The sequence below is a fragment of the Caproicibacterium sp. XB2 genome (assembly GCF_044880635.1).
GTDB lineage: Bacteria > Bacillota > Clostridia > Oscillospirales > Acutalibacteraceae > Caproicibacterium > Caproicibacterium lactatifermentans.
Window position 1 is genome coordinate 349,779 of the sequence record NZ_CP173227.1, and the last position, 16,444, is coordinate 366,222.

Annotated in this window: 16 protein-coding genes, 1 tRNA gene and 1 pseudogene; 12 read left to right on the top strand and 6 right to left on the bottom strand. The window is 48.3% G+C overall.

Features of this window, described 5'->3' with window-relative positions; translation table 11 throughout:
- Positions 1-15 precede the first annotated feature (15 nt).
- From ACIHKT_RS01585 to ACIHKT_RS01595, 3 genes are all read left to right on the top strand, one after another.
- Positions 16-2,004, top strand: coding sequence for a TIM-barrel domain-containing protein (locus ACIHKT_RS01585; RefSeq protein WP_086035178.1), 1,989 nt, complete (start codon positions 16-18; stop codon positions 2,002-2,004).
- A gap of 111 nt (positions 2,005-2,115) precedes the next feature.
- On the top strand, positions 2,116-2,766 hold the full coding sequence (pgmB, locus tag ACIHKT_RS01590) for a beta-phosphoglucomutase (RefSeq protein ID WP_236849678.1): 651 nt from the start codon (positions 2,116-2,118) through the stop codon (positions 2,764-2,766).
- 120 nt (positions 2,767-2,886) lie between these two features.
- A complete protein-coding gene (locus tag ACIHKT_RS01595) occupies positions 2,887-3,054 on the top strand; it encodes a hypothetical protein (protein ID WP_236849677.1) in 168 nt (55 codons plus the stop codon).
- Positions 3,055-3,056: 2 nt separating this feature from the next.
- On the opposite strand, the gene ACIHKT_RS01600 is transcribed toward ACIHKT_RS01595, so the two are convergent.
- Positions 3,057-3,145: transfer RNA gene (locus tag ACIHKT_RS01600), tRNA-Ser, on the bottom strand.
- A 130-nt stretch (positions 3,146-3,275) separates the two neighbouring features.
- On the opposite strand from ACIHKT_RS01600, the gene ACIHKT_RS01605 reads away from it, so the two are divergent.
- From ACIHKT_RS01605 to ACIHKT_RS01620, 4 genes and pseudogenes are all read left to right on the top strand, one after another.
- On the top strand, positions 3,276-4,517 hold the full coding sequence (locus ACIHKT_RS01605; RefSeq protein ID WP_236849676.1) for an ATP-binding protein: 1,242 nt from the start codon (positions 3,276-3,278) through the stop codon (positions 4,515-4,517).
- Between the two features lie 46 nt (positions 4,518-4,563).
- A complete protein-coding gene (locus ACIHKT_RS01610) occupies positions 4,564-5,814 on the top strand; it encodes a peptidoglycan-binding protein (RefSeq protein ID WP_086035181.1) in 1,251 nt (416 codons plus the stop codon).
- A gap of 94 nt (positions 5,815-5,908) precedes the next feature.
- Positions 5,909-6,274: a helix-turn-helix domain-containing protein gene (locus ACIHKT_RS01615; protein WP_174403117.1), complete on the top strand. Its 366-nt coding sequence runs from the start codon at positions 5,909-5,911 to the stop codon at positions 6,272-6,274.
- Positions 6,275-6,348: 74 nt separating this feature from the next.
- Positions 6,349-7,113: pseudogene (locus tag ACIHKT_RS01620) on the top strand (IS3 family transposase); the annotation flags it as partial.
- 62 nt (positions 7,114-7,175) lie between these two features.
- Here ACIHKT_RS01620 and ACIHKT_RS01625 read toward each other — a convergent pair.
- The 5 genes from ACIHKT_RS01625 to ACIHKT_RS01645 all read right to left on the bottom strand — a co-directional run bounded on the left by ACIHKT_RS01625 (position 7,176) and on the right by ACIHKT_RS01645 (position 10,682).
- A complete protein-coding gene (locus tag ACIHKT_RS01625) occupies positions 7,176-8,060 on the bottom strand; it encodes a DegV family protein (protein ID WP_157658890.1) in 885 nt (294 codons plus the stop codon).
- Positions 8,061-8,330: 270 nt separating this feature from the next.
- Entirely contained in the window at positions 8,331-8,711 is a 381-nt protein-coding gene (dhaM, locus tag ACIHKT_RS01630; protein ID WP_086035185.1) for a dihydroxyacetone kinase phosphoryl donor subunit DhaM, read from the bottom strand.
- A gap of 13 nt (positions 8,712-8,724) precedes the next feature.
- The gene (gene dhaL / locus ACIHKT_RS01635) at positions 8,725-9,351 is read right to left on the bottom strand and encodes a dihydroxyacetone kinase subunit DhaL (RefSeq protein ID WP_086035186.1); all 627 of its coding nucleotides are present in this window, start codon (positions 9,349-9,351) and stop codon (positions 8,725-8,727) included.
- Between the two features lie 31 nt (positions 9,352-9,382).
- Positions 9,383-10,378 carry a dihydroxyacetone kinase subunit DhaK gene (dhaK, locus tag ACIHKT_RS01640; protein ID WP_086035187.1) on the bottom strand — a complete coding sequence of 332 codons (996 nt, stop codon included), beginning with the start codon at positions 10,376-10,378 and terminating at the stop codon, positions 9,383-9,385.
- Between the two features lie 52 nt (positions 10,379-10,430).
- The gene (locus tag ACIHKT_RS01645) at positions 10,431-10,682 is read right to left on the bottom strand and encodes a hypothetical protein (RefSeq protein ID WP_086035188.1); all 252 of its coding nucleotides are present in this window, start codon (positions 10,680-10,682) and stop codon (positions 10,431-10,433) included.
- A gap of 499 nt (positions 10,683-11,181) precedes the next feature.
- Here ACIHKT_RS01645 and ACIHKT_RS01650 point away from each other — a divergent pair, with 499 nt between their 5' ends.
- The 5 genes from ACIHKT_RS01650 to ACIHKT_RS01670 all read left to right on the top strand — a co-directional run bounded on the left by ACIHKT_RS01650 (position 11,182) and on the right by ACIHKT_RS01670 (position 16,440).
- A complete protein-coding gene (locus ACIHKT_RS01650) occupies positions 11,182-11,748 on the top strand; it encodes a glycerol-3-phosphate responsive antiterminator (RefSeq protein ID WP_086035189.1) in 567 nt (188 codons plus the stop codon).
- 29 nt (positions 11,749-11,777) lie between these two features.
- A complete protein-coding gene (locus tag ACIHKT_RS01655; RefSeq protein WP_086035190.1) occupies positions 11,778-12,362 on the top strand; it encodes a TetR family transcriptional regulator in 585 nt (194 codons plus the stop codon).
- Between the two features lie 221 nt (positions 12,363-12,583).
- Positions 12,584-14,080, top strand: coding sequence for a glycerol kinase GlpK (gene glpK, locus ACIHKT_RS01660; RefSeq protein ID WP_174403119.1), 1,497 nt, complete (start codon positions 12,584-12,586; stop codon positions 14,078-14,080).
- 38 nt (positions 14,081-14,118) lie between these two features.
- A complete protein-coding gene (locus tag ACIHKT_RS01665; protein ID WP_086035192.1) occupies positions 14,119-14,856 on the top strand; it encodes an MIP/aquaporin family protein in 738 nt (245 codons plus the stop codon).
- A 66-nt stretch (positions 14,857-14,922) separates the two neighbouring features.
- The gene (locus ACIHKT_RS01670; protein ID WP_157658891.1) at positions 14,923-16,440 is read left to right on the top strand and encodes an NAD(P)/FAD-dependent oxidoreductase; all 1,518 of its coding nucleotides are present in this window, start codon (positions 14,923-14,925) and stop codon (positions 16,438-16,440) included.
- Positions 16,441-16,444: the final 4 nt, after the last annotated feature.

The window sequence follows — 16,444 nt, forward strand, 5'->3', positions numbered from 1 at the left end:
CCTGGAAAACCTGTAATGAAAAGAATCACATTTTCTAAAGAAAAGACCTTTCTGGATTTTTCATTTTGTGGCCACAGAGCTCAGCTCCAGTGGGGTACAGAAAACGACGTGGGCATTCTAATCGTTTCTCTTCCCTATGATGCCGCCTACGGAATGGGGGAAAAATACAACTCTTTCAATCAAAAAGGACACTATGTGGCTAACTGTGTAGAAGAGCAGTTCTGCCACCAAGAAGATAAAACATACTGTTCTGCTTCGTTTTTCTTGACGAACACAGGGTTTGGCCTGTATGTCGAAACAAATTGTAAAACAATATTCGATTTTGGTGAGAAAATTGTTATTTCCATGCCTATTGATGCTGTTGTCGTACTTTTCGATGGTACGCCGGAAACTATAATTTCAGAGTATATGTCTCTTTTCGGTCCGGCCAAATTACCGCCGAAATGGGCTTTTGGGCCTTGGATTTCCGCCAATCACTGGGATACGCAGGAAAAAGTGGAAGAACAGATTTCAAAACTAAACCGTTATCATTTTCCCGCCACCATGCTGGTGCTGGAAGCTTGGAGCGATGAAGCCACTTTTTATATTTTTAATGGCGCAAAATATACTCCTGTCCATGGAAGCGAAGCGCTCGATTATTTTGATTTTGATTTTTCTGACAGTCCATGGTCCAATCCCCGCAGCATGATTGAGAATCTTCATAACAGCGGGCTTCATCTTGTCCTATGGCAAATTCCGGTCTATAAAAAACAGGGATTGGATGAACCGATCAATGCGCAAAACGAGAACGACCGTGCCTTTGCAGTGGAAGATCGGTTATGTGTACAGACAGACAGGGGACTGCCTTATGAGATTCCCAAAGGCCACTGGTTCTCGGGTTCCATGATTCCCGACTTTACAAATTCTGAGACAAGGCGCGTCTGGTTTTCAAAGCGCCAGTATCTGCTTGATATCGGCGTGGATGGATTTAAAACAGATGGCGGCGAATTTATATACCGCACAGATCTGCATTTCAAAGATGGGTCCACCGGTGCACAAATGAAAAACCGGTATTCCCAAAGCTATACAACTGCATATACAGAATTCCTTGGAGAAAATCATGTGCTATTTAGTCGTGCCGGATATACGGGGCAGCATACCACGCCCATACTTTGGGCAGGCGACCAGCAAAGCGAAAACAATGAACTGAAAAGTGTTTTGCGCGCAGGGCTATCTGCGGCCATGACGGGAGTCCCCTTTTGGGGTTTTGACATTGCAGGCTTTTCGGGACCGATGCCCACACTTGATCTTTACCGCCGTGCTACACAGCTCGCCTGTTTCTGCCCGGTGATGCAGTGGCATTCCGAACCGGACGGCGGACAGTTCCGGGAACTGATGCCGTCGGCATCTGGAAATAATGAGCGCAGTCCATGGAACTTGGCAGTTGTATACAAATCACCGGATTTTATAGATGAAATGCGGTTTTGGCATAACTTGCGGATGAATCTGCTGCCATACCTATTCAGCACGGCACTTGACTGTGTACAGCAGAACCGCCCGATGATTCGTCCGCTGGCCTATGTTTTTCCCGACGAACAGGCAGCATCGGGAATCGAAGATGAATTTCTTCTTGGAGAAAGTCTTTTAGTGGCACCTCTATTGGAAGAAAACGCACAATGCCGCTCTGTATATCTGCCGAACGGTGTATGGTATAACTTGTTTACGAATGAAAAAAAATTAGGGGGACAAACAGTCAATGCTATTTGTCCCACGCACTCGTTGCCAGTATATTTACGCGCAGGACATGGCATCGCGTTAAATCTGGATGATTCACAGAAGTTAGGAAGCAGCGTTGGGAATGGAGTGGATTCTTATCACAATCTAAATTTTCTCCTTGCGGGTGAAACGGGTACCCTTCGCTTTCATGACGACCTTGGCAATGATTTCACGCTTACATGGAACGCATCAGGCTGGAAGAAATCCGGGCGCAGCATTTGCCCATTTACCGTTCGGATGATTGATTAACAGCTCTTGGCATATGCATTGCGGGCTGCATCCGATTCGAATATAAAATTTATTAGATTGCTAATGTGGTACAGACCTGTAATCGGCAATCTCAGAAATGGTGGGGTAAGCTTGAAACAGTATCAGGGTATTATTTTTGATTTGGACGGTGTCATTTGCCATACGGACGCTTATCACTATTTAGCTTGGAAAAAGCTTGCGGATCATCTGGGCATTTATTTTGACAAACAGATCAATAACCGTCTGCGCGGAATAAGCCGCATGGAAAGTCTGGATATTATACTGGAAAACAGTAAAAACGTTTATACCGATGCTGAGAAATACGAATTTGCAAAGGAAAAGAATGAATATTACCGTCAGTTACTGATGCAGATGTCACCTGTTGACCTTTCTGCGGATGTAAAGAACACGCTGGATGTCCTACGGAAAATTGGCTGTAAACTTGCAATCGGTTCATCCAGTAAAAACGCCAAGTACATATTGGAACGAATTGGCCTCGGTTATTACTTTGACGCTGTTGTGGACGGCAATGAAATTCAACACTCAAAACCGGATCCGGAGGTTTTTCTGCTTGCGGCGCAACGGTTGGGACTTGTTCCAAGTACCTGCCTTGTGGTGGAAGACGCGGAAGCAGGAATTGACGCGGCAGTTCGTGGTGGTTTTGATGCTGCCGGCCTGGGCGATGCCCGGGTATCCTCATTAGCCAAATACCAACTAATTCAATTTGACGAATTAGTTGGTATTGTTAGCCGGAAACAGTAATGAGTTAGCAAGGAAATACAAATAATTTGCTTTTTTGGAAAATCAGCGGGGAGCATCCGCTTCTTACGACATACAGAATGGCGCAGTTGCGAGAGCCTTTTGCTGGACGCGGGCGTTCCGATGAAAGCCATTCAGGAATGGCTGGAACACAACATTTTTTCTACCACGGCGGGCATTTATGTGCACTTAGCCTATAAAAGCAAAGTGCAATCTGCTGATGCAATGGAAAATATTCTATTATACATAGAAAAATCGCTGTCTACTCAAAGAGCAGACAGCGATTTTTGATTTGGCGGAGACGGTGGGATTCGAACCCACGGGACCCGGAGGTCCAACTGATTTCGAGTCAGTCCCGTTATGACCACTTCGATACGTCTCCTTATTTTCTATACCTGTACATTTTATAGAAAAAGGAACAGAATGTCAAGTGGAAAAACACGTCGAGTGCTTGACGACGGGAAATGATTTAGGTACAATGATAAAAATGAGAATGTTGTGGGAGACAAAGAATGAATTTAATGAAACGTGCTGCAGAGGCAATGGCTTCCCTTTCCATATACCGCAGTATCCTAAATCGTACCGTACCATCAGCTCTTTATCGTCTGCTGTGGGCAGATGACCGGGAAACTTTTCTGCGTGCATGGGGCGACTTCTTTGCAGCCCTGTGCGAACGGGAAAGCAGCGAACATTTTGCCGAACATCTGACCAGTACCGCACTATATGATGAAAACGGCTTTTCTTTGGATGCGGCTGCAGGCAAGACCAGCTTCGCCCCCTCTATGATAGCTGCGGTACAGCGTGACCTGCAGATTATCCTGCGCCTGTCCCAGATGACGCCGGATGACCTGCTTGGCAGCTGCGGCTTTGCAGACCTGCCGCCGCTGCCGCGCTGGAAATGCGGCGAACCGGTGAAACTGCTTTCCGGTACACCGAGCGAATATCTTCCGCGTATGGCGGAATATTATCGCCGGAATGGGTGCGGTATTTACGCCCGTTACCGCGCGTTTATCTGGCGGGACAAAAAAATTCTGCCGGTCGCGCATCCGGACCCGCAGCGTATGGAAGACCTGAAAGGGTATGAGGTACAGCGGGGCATGGCCATTGAAAACACAGTGGCCTTTTTGAAAAACCTGCCGGCAAACAACTGCCTGCTATATGGCGACCGCGGCACCGGAAAATCCTCCACAGTGAAGGCACTGCTAAATACATTTTATAAAGACGGCCTGCGTGTCATTGAAATGCCCAAAGAATACCTGATGGATTTTCCGTATTTGGTGGACCAGATTGCCACAGTACCCATGCATTTCATCATTTTCATCGATGACCTTTCTTTTTCCCGGCAGGACGGCACCTATGCGGCGCTGAAATCTGTTTTGCAGGGCGGTCTGGCGGCCAATCCGTCCAATTCCCTGATTTATGCGACTTCTAACCGCCGCCATCTGCTGAGAGAGAGCTTTTCAGAAAGGGAAGGCGATGACGTTCACCGCAACGATACAGTGCAGGAGTCGCTGTCCCTTGCAGACCGTTTCGGTCTGACCATCAATTTTACCAATCCGGACAAAGCACGTTTTCTGGAAATTGTGGACAAGCTTGCCCATCAGCGCGGGCTGGATAGCTGCATGGAGCAGCTGGAGGCGGGTGCCGAACGCTGGGCCACGGTCCATGGCGGACGTTCCCCCCGTGTGGCACAGCAGTATCTGCGCGCCGCAGAGGCAAAAGTGAATCTGGGAGAGTCTCTGCAGGATTTGTGATTTTTCCGTATGCCGTGCTTTCTTTTTGGAAGGAGAGTAATGCAAGATGTTTAAACGAATAACAGGCGCGCTGCTTTGTGCGGCCCTGACGCTGACGGCTTTTGCGGGCTGCAGCCTTTCACCGGCCACGGTCACTTCACAGGAGTCCAGCGTAAAAGATTGGCCCGCCACTGTAAATGGGGTTACGCTGAAGAGTGAACCGACAGGGGTAGCGGTCGTTTCGCCGAACCTTGCGGATGTCGTTTTATCCCTAGGCTATGATGTAAAACTGAAGGCGAAAAGCAAGGACTGCACCCAGCAGGCCCTCGCTACACTGACCAATGTCACAGTGAATGATGTACAGACAATCAAAAGCAAAGGCGTTTCTTTGGTCCTGACGGATGCCAAGCCGACAGAGGCACAGCAGAGTGCGCTGGATAATGCCGGTGTACAGGTCATCGCGATTCCGGCGGTACAGAGCCGAGCTAAACTGCAGACATTATACACAACTGTCGGTACTGCGATGAAGGGCGCTGAAACCGGTGCCCAGTGCGGCAAAAAGGCAGCGCAGAGTGCCTTGATGACCATTGATTCGGTTACACGGCTGGTGCCAAAATCTAAGACCGTGACGACCGGTGTTTATTTGTATGATGCGGCCGGCGGTGCGGCAACAGGAGATACAATGGCCGGTTCACTGCTAACGGCTGCCGGAATTACCAACGTGGCCGGCGGAAGCAAAAACAGCAAGATGGATATTACCGCGCTGAAAACCGTGAATCCCAGTTTGATTTTCTGCCCGAAAGGCCTGAAAAGCACGCTGAGCAAAACAGAAGGCTACAAGGATCTGCAGGCAGTACAAAGTGGAAAAGTCTATGAGATGGACCCGCTGCTGATGAAAACAGAGGGTGAGAACATGATTACAGCGGTTACATATATGGCTGGTATTGCTTATCCGTCTCTGCTGAAAACAAACTCAGCCGCGGACGGTGCCGCTTCCTCCGCTTCCAGTGATTCGGTCATTCCCAACAGTACAATTCCCGCTGGAACGACACTGCAGTCAGGTGACCAAGGCGACAATGTCAAGGCCATGCAGAACCGGCTGAAGGAACTTGGCTATTTGTTTGTCAACCCGACTGGCCTTTATGGTGACGGTACCGTACAGAGCGTACAGGATTTTCAGCTGTACAACAATCTGGATACAACCGGAATAGCCGACAGCAAGACGCTGACGAAAATGTTTTCCAAAGACGCCGCGGTCTCGCCGGAAAGTAATTCTGGCTCCACGGATGACAGCGGAGATACAGACAATGCCGGTTAAAAAAACAGTATAAAAAAGTCCCGCAGACATCTTACATGAACTGCACCCCATTTGTTAGACAGTATGATATACTGAAAACAAATGGGGTGTTTTTATGCCAAAAGGTAAAGCAAAGAAACGATACACAGGAGAATTCAAACAGCAGGTTGTAGAAGCTATGCAAACAGAGAAACTCAGTTACAGTGAAGCAGCGCGGCAGTTTCACGTGTCTGACCATAAAAGCGTTGCTCAATGGGAACGAATTTATCTGGAAGAAGGACCAGAAGGGCTATATGTGGAACGCCGTGGTCGAGCCAGTGCTGCAAGCGGCACTCAGAAAGAACGCAACCCAAAGCTGAACAAAAAGGTAGAAGAAGATTTGATTGCAGAAAACCAACGGCTGCGTGCAGAGGTAGATCACTTAAAAAAATTGAATGCCTTGGTTTTGGAAGAGGAACGCCGCGACAAAAGGCGCAAGTGATCTGGGAACTAAGGCATAAACACAAGATTTCACTACTAATTGAAGTATCCGGTTTGCCGTGATCAACCTATTACTACTATGCCAAGCGTAGAATGCAACCGGATAAATACAGCGAAATCAAAGAACAGATCACTGAAATCTACCATGAAAACAAGGGGCGCTATGGTTATCGCCGTATCACAGATGTTCTGCACAGTAGAGGATACTGCATCAATCACAAAACCGTCCAGAGGTTAATGAAGCAGCCTGGACTCGTATGCCGAGTGAGAATGAAGAAATATCGTTCTTACAAGGGTGAGGTGGGTAAAATTGCTCCAAATCTGCTGAAACGGGACTTTGAAGCAACGACACCAAATCAGAAATGGGTAACCGATGTGACCGAATTTAGCCTGTTCGGGCAGAAAGTGTATTTGTCACCGATTCTGGATTTGTGCAGCAGGGATATTGTCAGCTACACCATTTCGGACAGGCCGGTTTTGTCGATGGTAACGGAAATGCTGGACAAAGCATTTGAGAAAATTCCCGATGGTACACAACTTATTCTCCACTCCGATCAAGGCTGGCAGTACCAACACAAGCGGTATCGAAAAGTGCTTGCCGAGAAAGGAATTCAACAAAGCATGAGCCGCAAAGGGAACTGCCTTGATAACGCTGTAATGGAAAATTTCTTTGGCTTGCTTAAAAGTGAACTGCTGTATTTGCAGGAATTCGACTCAATCGACCAGTTCAAGGACGAACTCGTAAACTATCTGGATTACTACAACAACCGCCGTATCAAAGCAAAACTTAAGGGTTTGCCGCCCGCTTTACATAGGCAACAAGCCCTTTCGGTTGCTTGATTTAAAATATTGTCTAACTTTTTGGGGTCAATTCATACACATGCCTGCGGGACTTTTTTGTTTTATTCGCGGTCTTTTGCCATGTAAAAAATCGCCATGGCATCAGGGCCGGTATGTGCGCCGATGACAGGTCCCAGTGAATTGACAAAAATATGAGACGGCTTAAAGCGGGCATGTACTTCTTTTTCAACTGCCTTTGCATCTGCCGCACAGTCCGCATGAACGATGAAAACGGTTTGCAGAGAAGTGTCTTTTGTAAAGCGAGTTTCCATTTTGTTCAGCAGGTTCAAAATGGCATTGCGGCGGCCGCGGGCTTTTTCCCGAACAATCAGTTTGCCTTCCTGGTTGATTTGCAGAATCGGTTTAATGCCGAGCATAGAGCCGACCAGTGCCGCAGCGGCATTTACGCGCCCGCCGCGTTTCAAATGGTTCAAATCATCTACCATGAACCATCCGGAAACACAGAAACGGTACACCTCTGTCCATGCTTTCAGTTCATGCAGGCTCAAGTTCTCCTGCTGCTGTTTGCAGCAGGCAAGATATACCAGCAAACCTTCTCCCAGTGTGGCGGTTAGGCTGTCCACACCTTCTATACAGCGCTGGGGGTACTCTTTGCGTAGCGCCTCCATTGCCTCATAGGCGCGCTGCCACGTGCCGGACAGACCGCTGGAAAAAGCAATGTATAAAATATCCTTTCCCGCTTCCAGATAGGGGCGAAACGCGTCCACATAATCGGCTGCGGTAATCTGTGAAGTAGTCACCCATTTTCCGGCGCGCAGGGCATCGTAGAAGTCATGCGAGGGAAAATCATGGTTATCCGAATACTGGTAATATTCTTTGCCGTCCATCATAAAAGGCATGGGAATAACGGCCAACCCCAGCTTCTTGACCAAGTCGACAGGCAGGTCGCAGGTTGCGTCGGTAATAATCTGATAAGAACTGTCCATAGGGAGGACGGCCTCCTTTAACGGGATACATTTCCATATAAAAATCATACATGAAGCATACATCATCATAGCACAAAACGGGAAGATTGTCTACAAAAGCAGACAGAAAGGTCTATGCAGAATGCTGTAGGAAACTGCTGCTCACATATGAAACTTTGCCGCACAGCAACGCCCCTCGCAGGGCCAAAGAAAGTCGCTTGCTGGGGCCGACCGTTTGGCGCCTGTGAGGGGCGTTTGTTAGGTGTGTTGTTTTTAAGAAGAACGCAAAAATTAGAACTTTTTTGCGGTTCTGACTGAGGTAAGGTCTTTTTGAATTTCTTCCATGGGCATATTGCCGACAGCGTCCATTGCGGCGAGCACGGCGCCTTCTACCAGCGGACAGTCAGCCATTTCAACCTTTTTGTCCGGCATCATTTCAAGCACCATTTGTGTTGTCATAACGGCGCTTCCCATATCCACCAGGACAAGAACGCCATCGTCCGAGTAAACTGATTCGATTGCATGCTGAATTTTTTCAAAACTGGTGCCCAGTGCACCGTTTTCCAAACCGCCGGCCGGCGCCATTTTGGCGTCCGGTGCCATCATAGAAGCAAGCTCTATTACACTTTTTGCCAGATTGCTGCTGTGGGATACAATTACAATTCCTATCAATCGGGAGTCCTCCTTACACAATCGTTTCTGTTGCTGCTTCCACCATCAGGGCAAAGGAGGCTGCACCGGGGTCTATGTGACCAATGCCGCGCTCCCCCAGGTAGCTGGCGCGTCCCTTTTTTGCAACTAGGCCGGCAGTGTGTGCAGCGCCTTTTTTGGCTGCTGCTGTGCCGAGCGTGAGCATTTCTTTAGGCGTTTTTCCCGCTTCGGCAGCTTTTTTCATGGCATCCAGTGCGGGAATTATGGCGTCCAGCATCGTGGCATCTTCCGGTTCTGCATGGCCGCGCTGTTTGACACCGGCTGCTGCAGCGTCCATGAGATTTAAAAAATCATCCGTACTGATTTCCGTTTTGCTGCCAACAGCCATACCGGCGCGCATGAATGCGGTGCCGTAAAGGGGACCAGAGGCCCCGCCGACAGTTGAAACCAGTGTCATGCCCACTGTTTTCAAGATTGTTCCAATATCTTTGTCCTCCAGCAAGGGCAGCTTGGCGTCGACGGCTGTGAACCCGCGTGCCATATTAATGCCGTGGTCACTGTCACCGATGGGCTTGTCCAGTTCTGTCAGGTAATCTTCTTTTTCTTTTATTTTTGTGCTGACAGCACTGATAACTTTTAAGACTGTTTTTGAATCTGTCATTGCCAGTTCCTTTCCGTATTTACGTAAGCCTCTACCCAAGCACTTTAAACGAAGGGGTGTCTGCCGGAGCGTCCAGCAGTTTCTTCATTTCATCATCCAGACGCAAGAGAGAAAGCGAGAATCCCTGCATTTCAATAGAGGTCATATAGTTCCCGACAAAAGTCCGGTATACATGAATGCCCTTCTTTTGCAGGACGTCCTGCACATGATTGTTGAGAACGAACAGTTCCATAAGTGGCGTCCCACCGGAACCATTGACCATGACAGCCACGTCTGTGCCAGAGTAGTCGATATCAGCCAGAATTTTATCCAGCACGATGTCCACAATCTCGTTCGCAGGTTTGATTCCTTCACGGTGTGTGCCGGGTTCCCCATGAATTCCAATACCAACTTCCATTTCGTTTTCATCGAGAGTAAAGCCCGGCTTGCCGGAAGCAGGCACTGTGCACGGATTGATGGCAACACCCATGGTGCGGACGTTGTCGATAACCTTTTGGGCAATCGTCTGCACTTCATCGAGGGAGCCGCCTGCCTCCGCCTTTGCACCGGCAATTTTGTGTACGAATACCGTACCCGCCACGCCGCGGCGCCCCACGGTAAACGAGGAGTTCTTAACGGCCACGTCATCATTGGTGACCACATGCTTTACAGAAATGCCCTCACTTTGGGCCATTTCTTCCGCCATCTCAAAATTCATGACGTCGCCGGTGTAGTTTTTAACAACCATCAGAACGCCCTGCTCTGTTGCAACTTCATGAATGCCGGCCAAAATTTGGTCGGGGGTAGGGGAAGTGAATACCGGACCAGGGACAGCCGCGTCTAGCATTCCGCGCCCAACGTAGCCTGCGTGCGCCGGTTCATGGCCGCTGCCGCCGCCCGAGATAAGGGCAACTTTATTGGTCTTTTTTTCTGCACGGACAAGCACGTTTGTGCCTTCTACTCTTTTGAGATACTGAGGATAAGCTTTGACCATACCCTCAATCATTTCTTCTTCTACATTGTTCACGTCATTGATGAACTTTTTCATGGACAAGCCCTCACTTTATCATAAAAAATCGCAGACGCTGGACCTCATCATATTATTTTGTTTGTTTGGTTTTTGCTTTTTTTGCGGCGGACTCTTTATCCTCTTCAGTATCCTCGTCACAGTTCATATTGCTGAGGCTGCAGGACGTGTCATCGTCTTTTCCCAGACAGTTCATGTCGTTCAAGCTGCACTCGTCGGCATTGTCTTTTCCCAGACAATTCATATCGTTTAGGCCGCATCTTTTGTCATCATCTGAAGTTGCGCCATTCATGTTGTGCAGGCCGAGTTCTTTTTTCTTGCTCATGGATAAATCCTCCTTTTGTTTTTTCGCATATAGCTGTTACCTTTGCATTATATCGTAAATGGGTGAAAAATCAAGAACATATTGTTAAATGTTTTGACATTATATGCGATATGTCAAATTTTATTGTGAAAAATAACGGATATGGGCGGCCTTTTTCCACGGCATTCCGGGCGGAAAATAAGCGAGAGGGCGGCTATTGACGGCGTGACGATTTAGGAACTAACCGGCATGCTGAAAAAGAGATAGAAGGTGTACAAAAGGCAAAAATTAAAAACTGTATGAAAATTTAAAATAAATCTTGACATTATTTTATACAATGACTATAATATGAACTGAAAAGAAATGCTGGTGGACGTTATACAAGGAACAAAAGAAATCCACAGCAGACAATTCAATAAGAATTACCCTGAGAAATAGAGTATGGAAAATTTCTGCCTGAAATATGGCGGTGCTTTTCTATACTCTTCTTTTTTCGATAAAATACATCTGGAGGTCACGGATGGAACAAAAATTCTATGATGCCGTTCGACAGAATCCGGTCATAGCGGCAGTCAAAAACAACGAGGGACTGGAGGAATGCCTTAAGCACGAAGAAATAAAGGTTGTCTTTATTTTATATGGAGACATCTGCAATATTCCCCGAATTGTTGACAAAATCGTGTCTGCCGGAAAAATTGCGATGGTGCATGTGGACCTGATTGGAGGCCTTTCCGCCAAAGAAATAGCGGTTGACTATATTCATAGGAATACCAAAGCGGACGGCATTATTTCGACCCGCAAAAACTTAATTCAGCGGGCAAAGGAACTGCACATGTACACGGTCTTTCGTATTTTTGTCATTGATTCTATGGCCCTTGCGGAAACGAGAAATGTGTCGGATATCCGTCCTGATTTTTTGGAAATTCTGCCGGGCGTCATGCCGGACATCATTCGGGATATTCGCTGCATGACCAACGTGCCGCTGCTTACCGGCGGTTTGATTCGGAAAAAGCAGGACGTTATCAATGCCCTGCAGGCCGGCGCGATGGCCATTTCAGCGACAAACGAAAAAGTGTGGGATATGTAAGCCGGATTGGGAAAAGGAAGTGCCGGATTATGCGCTGTATGACAAAAGAGCGGATTGTAGAAACGCTTCGGGACCTAATGAAGGAAAGGCCACTCAACAAAATTACGGTTCAGAACATAATGGACCGGGCCAACATGAAGCGCCAAAGCTTTTATTATCATTTTCAGGACATTTATGATGTGCTGGATTGGGAAATAAACACAAACTTGATTGCGCCGCTGTCAGGTCCCGAAAACGCGGACTGTGAAATATGGCTGTATCATATGATGGTTCTTATCGACAGCAATCGTGTGTTTTACAGAAAAACGCTGGTGGAGGTCGGCCGGACGCTGACTATGCAGAAATGGCTTCCCGTTTTTTCAGATAAACTGCTGACGCTGTACCCGGACAAACTGCAGCGGGTGGAAGAACTTTCAGACAATGACAGGTTTGCACTTGAGTTTTTTGCACGGGCAGCCATTAACAATTTGATGGATTCGCTGATAGACCGTAAAACGTTTGACTACAAAACCGGCCGAGAAAGAATTCATATCCTCTGCAGTATCCTGCAGGGCCGCAGAATGTTTGAACAAAATCCCATTGTATGTTTCCCGTACTGCACAACCACGGCATAACAGTAGCTGCCATTATTGCTCCGCTGTAACAGGGCGGAGCTTTCACCGGACCTTTCGAGATGAAAATGCCTATAAAATACAAGATGTTTTATAAAAATATAGATAAATTGAGCATGCCATTGTGGGCTGCCCAACATACTGAGTTCCCCGCCACAAAGAGGAACAGAAAAAAGCATACAGCTGTCATCAGGACAGATGTAATAAAAGGAGGATGTTGTAAAATGGGAAAGTATATCATGGCTTTGGATGCTGGGACGACGTCCAACCGCTGCATTCTTTTTAATGAAAAGGGAGAGATATGCAGTGTAGCACAGAAGGAATTCACGCAGTATTTTCCGAAACCGGGCTGGGTGGAACATGACGCAGACGAGATTTGGGCGACACAGCTCAGCGTTGCCGTTGAGGCAATGCAGAAGATTGGTGCAACTGCTTCTGACATTGCAGCAATCGGGATTGCAAACCAGCGTGAAACAACCATCGTCTGGGACAAGAACACGGGTGAGCCGGTCTATCATGCCATTGTGTGGCAGTGCCGCCGTACCAGCGAGTATGCGGATTCTTTGAAGGCAAAAGGATTGACAGAAGCTTTCCGTGCCAAAACGGGACTGGTCATTGATGCCTACTTCTCCGCAACAAAACTTCACTGGATTTTGGAAAATGTGCCAGGTGTACGCGAGCGCGCGGAAAAAGGTGACCTGTATTTTGGCACCGTCGACAGCTGGCTAATGTGGAAGCTTTCGGGCAGAAAAATTCATGCAACCGACTATTCCAACGCCTCTCGCACAATGCTTTTCAATATCAATACCCTGCAGTGGGACAAGGATATTCTTGAGGAGCTGGATATTCCGGGAAGTATGCTGCCAACACCGATGCCGTCCAGCGGACTCTTTGGCTATTCGGACCCGCAGTTCCTCGGTGCAACTATTCCGATTACCGGTGTTGCCGGTGACCAGCAGGCAGCTTTGTTCGGGCAGACCTGTTTCGAGCCGGGCGAAGCGAAAAATACATACGGCACAGGCTGCTTTATGCTGATGAACACAGGCGAAAAACCGGTGTTTTCCAAAAACGGTCTGGTAACCACCGTGGCATGGGGGCTGGACGGAAAAGTAAACTATGCACTGGAGGGTTCCATCTTTGTCGCGGGCGCGGCGATTCAGTGGCTGCGAGACCAGCTGAAAATAATTGATACTTCACCGGATTCCGAATATATGGCAACACGCGTCAAAGATACAAACGGGTGCTATGTGGTGCCGGCCTTTACAGGACTTGGTGCACCGCATTGGGACCAATACGCGCGCGGCACTATCGTCGGGCTGACCAGAGGCTGCAATAAATATCATATTATCCGCGCTACATTGGACAGCCTTTGCTATCAGGTAAACGATGTACTGCAGGCCATGCGTGCTGATTCCGGAATTGACCTTACCAGCCTGAAAGTGGACGGCGGCGCCTGCGCCAACAACTACCTGATGCAGACACAGGCTGACATTATCAACGCACCGGTTATGCGGCCTACCTGTATTGAAACGACCGCAATGGGTGCTGCTTATCTGGCAGGACTTGCTGTAAAGTATTGGGGCAGCACAAAGGATATCCAGAATAACTGGGCAATCGACCGCACCTTCCAGCCGGAAATTACGGACGACAAACGCGCAGCCATGATTAAAGGCTGGAACAAAGCTGTGAAGTGCTCGTTCGGCTGGGCAAAGGATGAATAATTCAAGGGAGCAGAGAAAAGTAAGGAGGAACAGGAACCATGTTAGCATACATAAGTGAATTTGTTGGTACGTGTATCCTGATTATTCTGGGCGACGGCGTTGTTGCAAACGTTACTCTGAATAAGTCAGGAATGAAGGGAGCCGGTTCTATTCAAATAACGCTTGGCTGGGGCCTTGCCGTTATGCTGCCGGGTATTTGTTTCGGCGCTGCATCAGGAGCCAGCTTTAACCCGGCCCTGACGCTTGCACTGGCGGTCAACGGAACTTTCCGCTGGGACCTTGTGCTGGGATATATCATTGCGCAGATTGCTGGTGCTTTGCTTGGCGGCATCATTGTATATCTGCTCTTCAAGGACCAGTTTGATGCGACGGACAGCCCGGCCACAAAGCTCGGCGTGTTCTCGACCGCCCCTGCGATTGAAGACATTCCGCGCAATATCTTCTCAGAATTTGTCGGTACCTTTGTCCTTGTCTTTATCATCCTTGGTTTGGGACAGGTTCCGCAGCTGAATGCAGGCGTTGGCAAAATCCTCGTTAACGCCATCATCGTTTCCATCGGCATGAGCCTTGGCGGGCTGACCGGATATGCGATTAACCCGGCTCGTGACCTTGGTCCCCGGATTGCACATGCAATTCTGCCGATTAAGGGCAAGGGCAGCAGCAATTGGAAATATGGACTGATTGTTCCGATTCTTGGGCCAATCCTCGGTGCACTTGCAGCTGTTGGTGTTTATAAACTGATTCCGTGGGCAGCTACCGTAACGCTCGCTCCATAAGATACATCAATTTTATAAGTTCCCGTAGAGAGTAGAGAATCGGGTAGTTCTGGCCGTCCCAGACGAATGCGTTTTGGGACAAGGGAACAGAACTGCCCGTTTTTTATCAAAAAATACAGAAAAACAATAAAAAGGAGTGACAGCACCATGTATGATATTATCATTATTGGAGCCGGTGTCACAGGATGTTCCGTTGCGCGGTATCTTTCCAGATACCAGGCAAAAGTGTGTGTGGTAGAGCGGGCGGATGATGTCTGCTGTGGGACCTCAAAGGCCAACAGTGCCATTGTTCATGCTGGCTATGACGCTGCACACGGCAGCCTGATGGCGAAAATGAATGTAAAGGGAAGCCAGATGATGCCCGCACTGGCAAAAGAACTGGATTTTCCGTTTCAGCAGAATGGCAGTCTTGTGGTTTGTATGCATGAAGACGATATGCTGTATTTAAAAGAGCTGTATGAGAACGGCATTAAAAACGGCGTTAAAGGTTTGGAAATCGTAGGGAAAGAGCGTATGCGGGAACTGGAACCAAATGTAAGCGATGACGCGGTGGCGGCCTTGTGGGCACCGACCGCCGGTATTGTGTGTCCGTTCACCCTTACGATTGCGCTCGCTGAAAATGCAAATACAAATGGTGTGGACTTCAAGTTTAATACAGAAGTGACGGCGGTCGTCAGAAACGGCGACCACTGGACAGTACAGACAAATCAGGGTGCGCTGGACACAAACTATGTTGTCAATGCAGCAGGACTTTACGCCGATGTTTTTCACAACATGGTATCCGCGAAAAAAATTCACATTACACCCCGCCGCGGAGATTATTTTATTCTTGACCATGCGACGGACGGTTTTGTAAAGCATACTGTGTTTCAGCTTCCCGGAAAATACGGAAAAGGTGTTTTGGTTGCGCCCACTGTCCACGGAAATACAATCGTTGGACCAACCGCAGTTGACATTGAAGATAAAGAAGGAACGAACACAACCCTTGCTGGACTGGATGAAGTGACGGCCAAGGCAGACATTGCCATTCAAAACATTCCGCTCCGTCAGACCATTACCAGCTTTGCCGGACTGCGTGCACACGAGGACCACCACGAGTTTATTATCGGCGAGGCAGAGGACGCACCACATTTCATTGACTGTGCGGGCATTGAGTCACCGGGGCTTTCTTCCTCACCAGCTATTGGCATGACCGTAGCGGACCTTCTGCGGGACAAAATGCACCTGCAGCCGAACCCGAAGTTCAATGGAGTTCGCAAAGGTATTATAGACCCGAAAACGCTTTCCCTTCAGGAGCGGGCAGAGCTCATTCAAAAAGATCCAGCTTACGGTCAGATTGTCTGCCGCTGTGAAAGTGTTACAGAAGGGCAGATACTGGATGCCATTCACCGTCCGCTTGGAGCAAAAAGCATTGATGGTGTTAAATTCCGTACCCGTGCAGGCATGGGACGCTGTCAGGCAGGTTTCTGTACACCGCGTGTGATTGAAATTCTTGCCCGTGAACTGGGCGTTGGACAGAATGAAATCACGAAAAACGGCGGCGCCTCCAAACTAATTGTCGGCAATACAAAAGACAGGGCATAGGGGG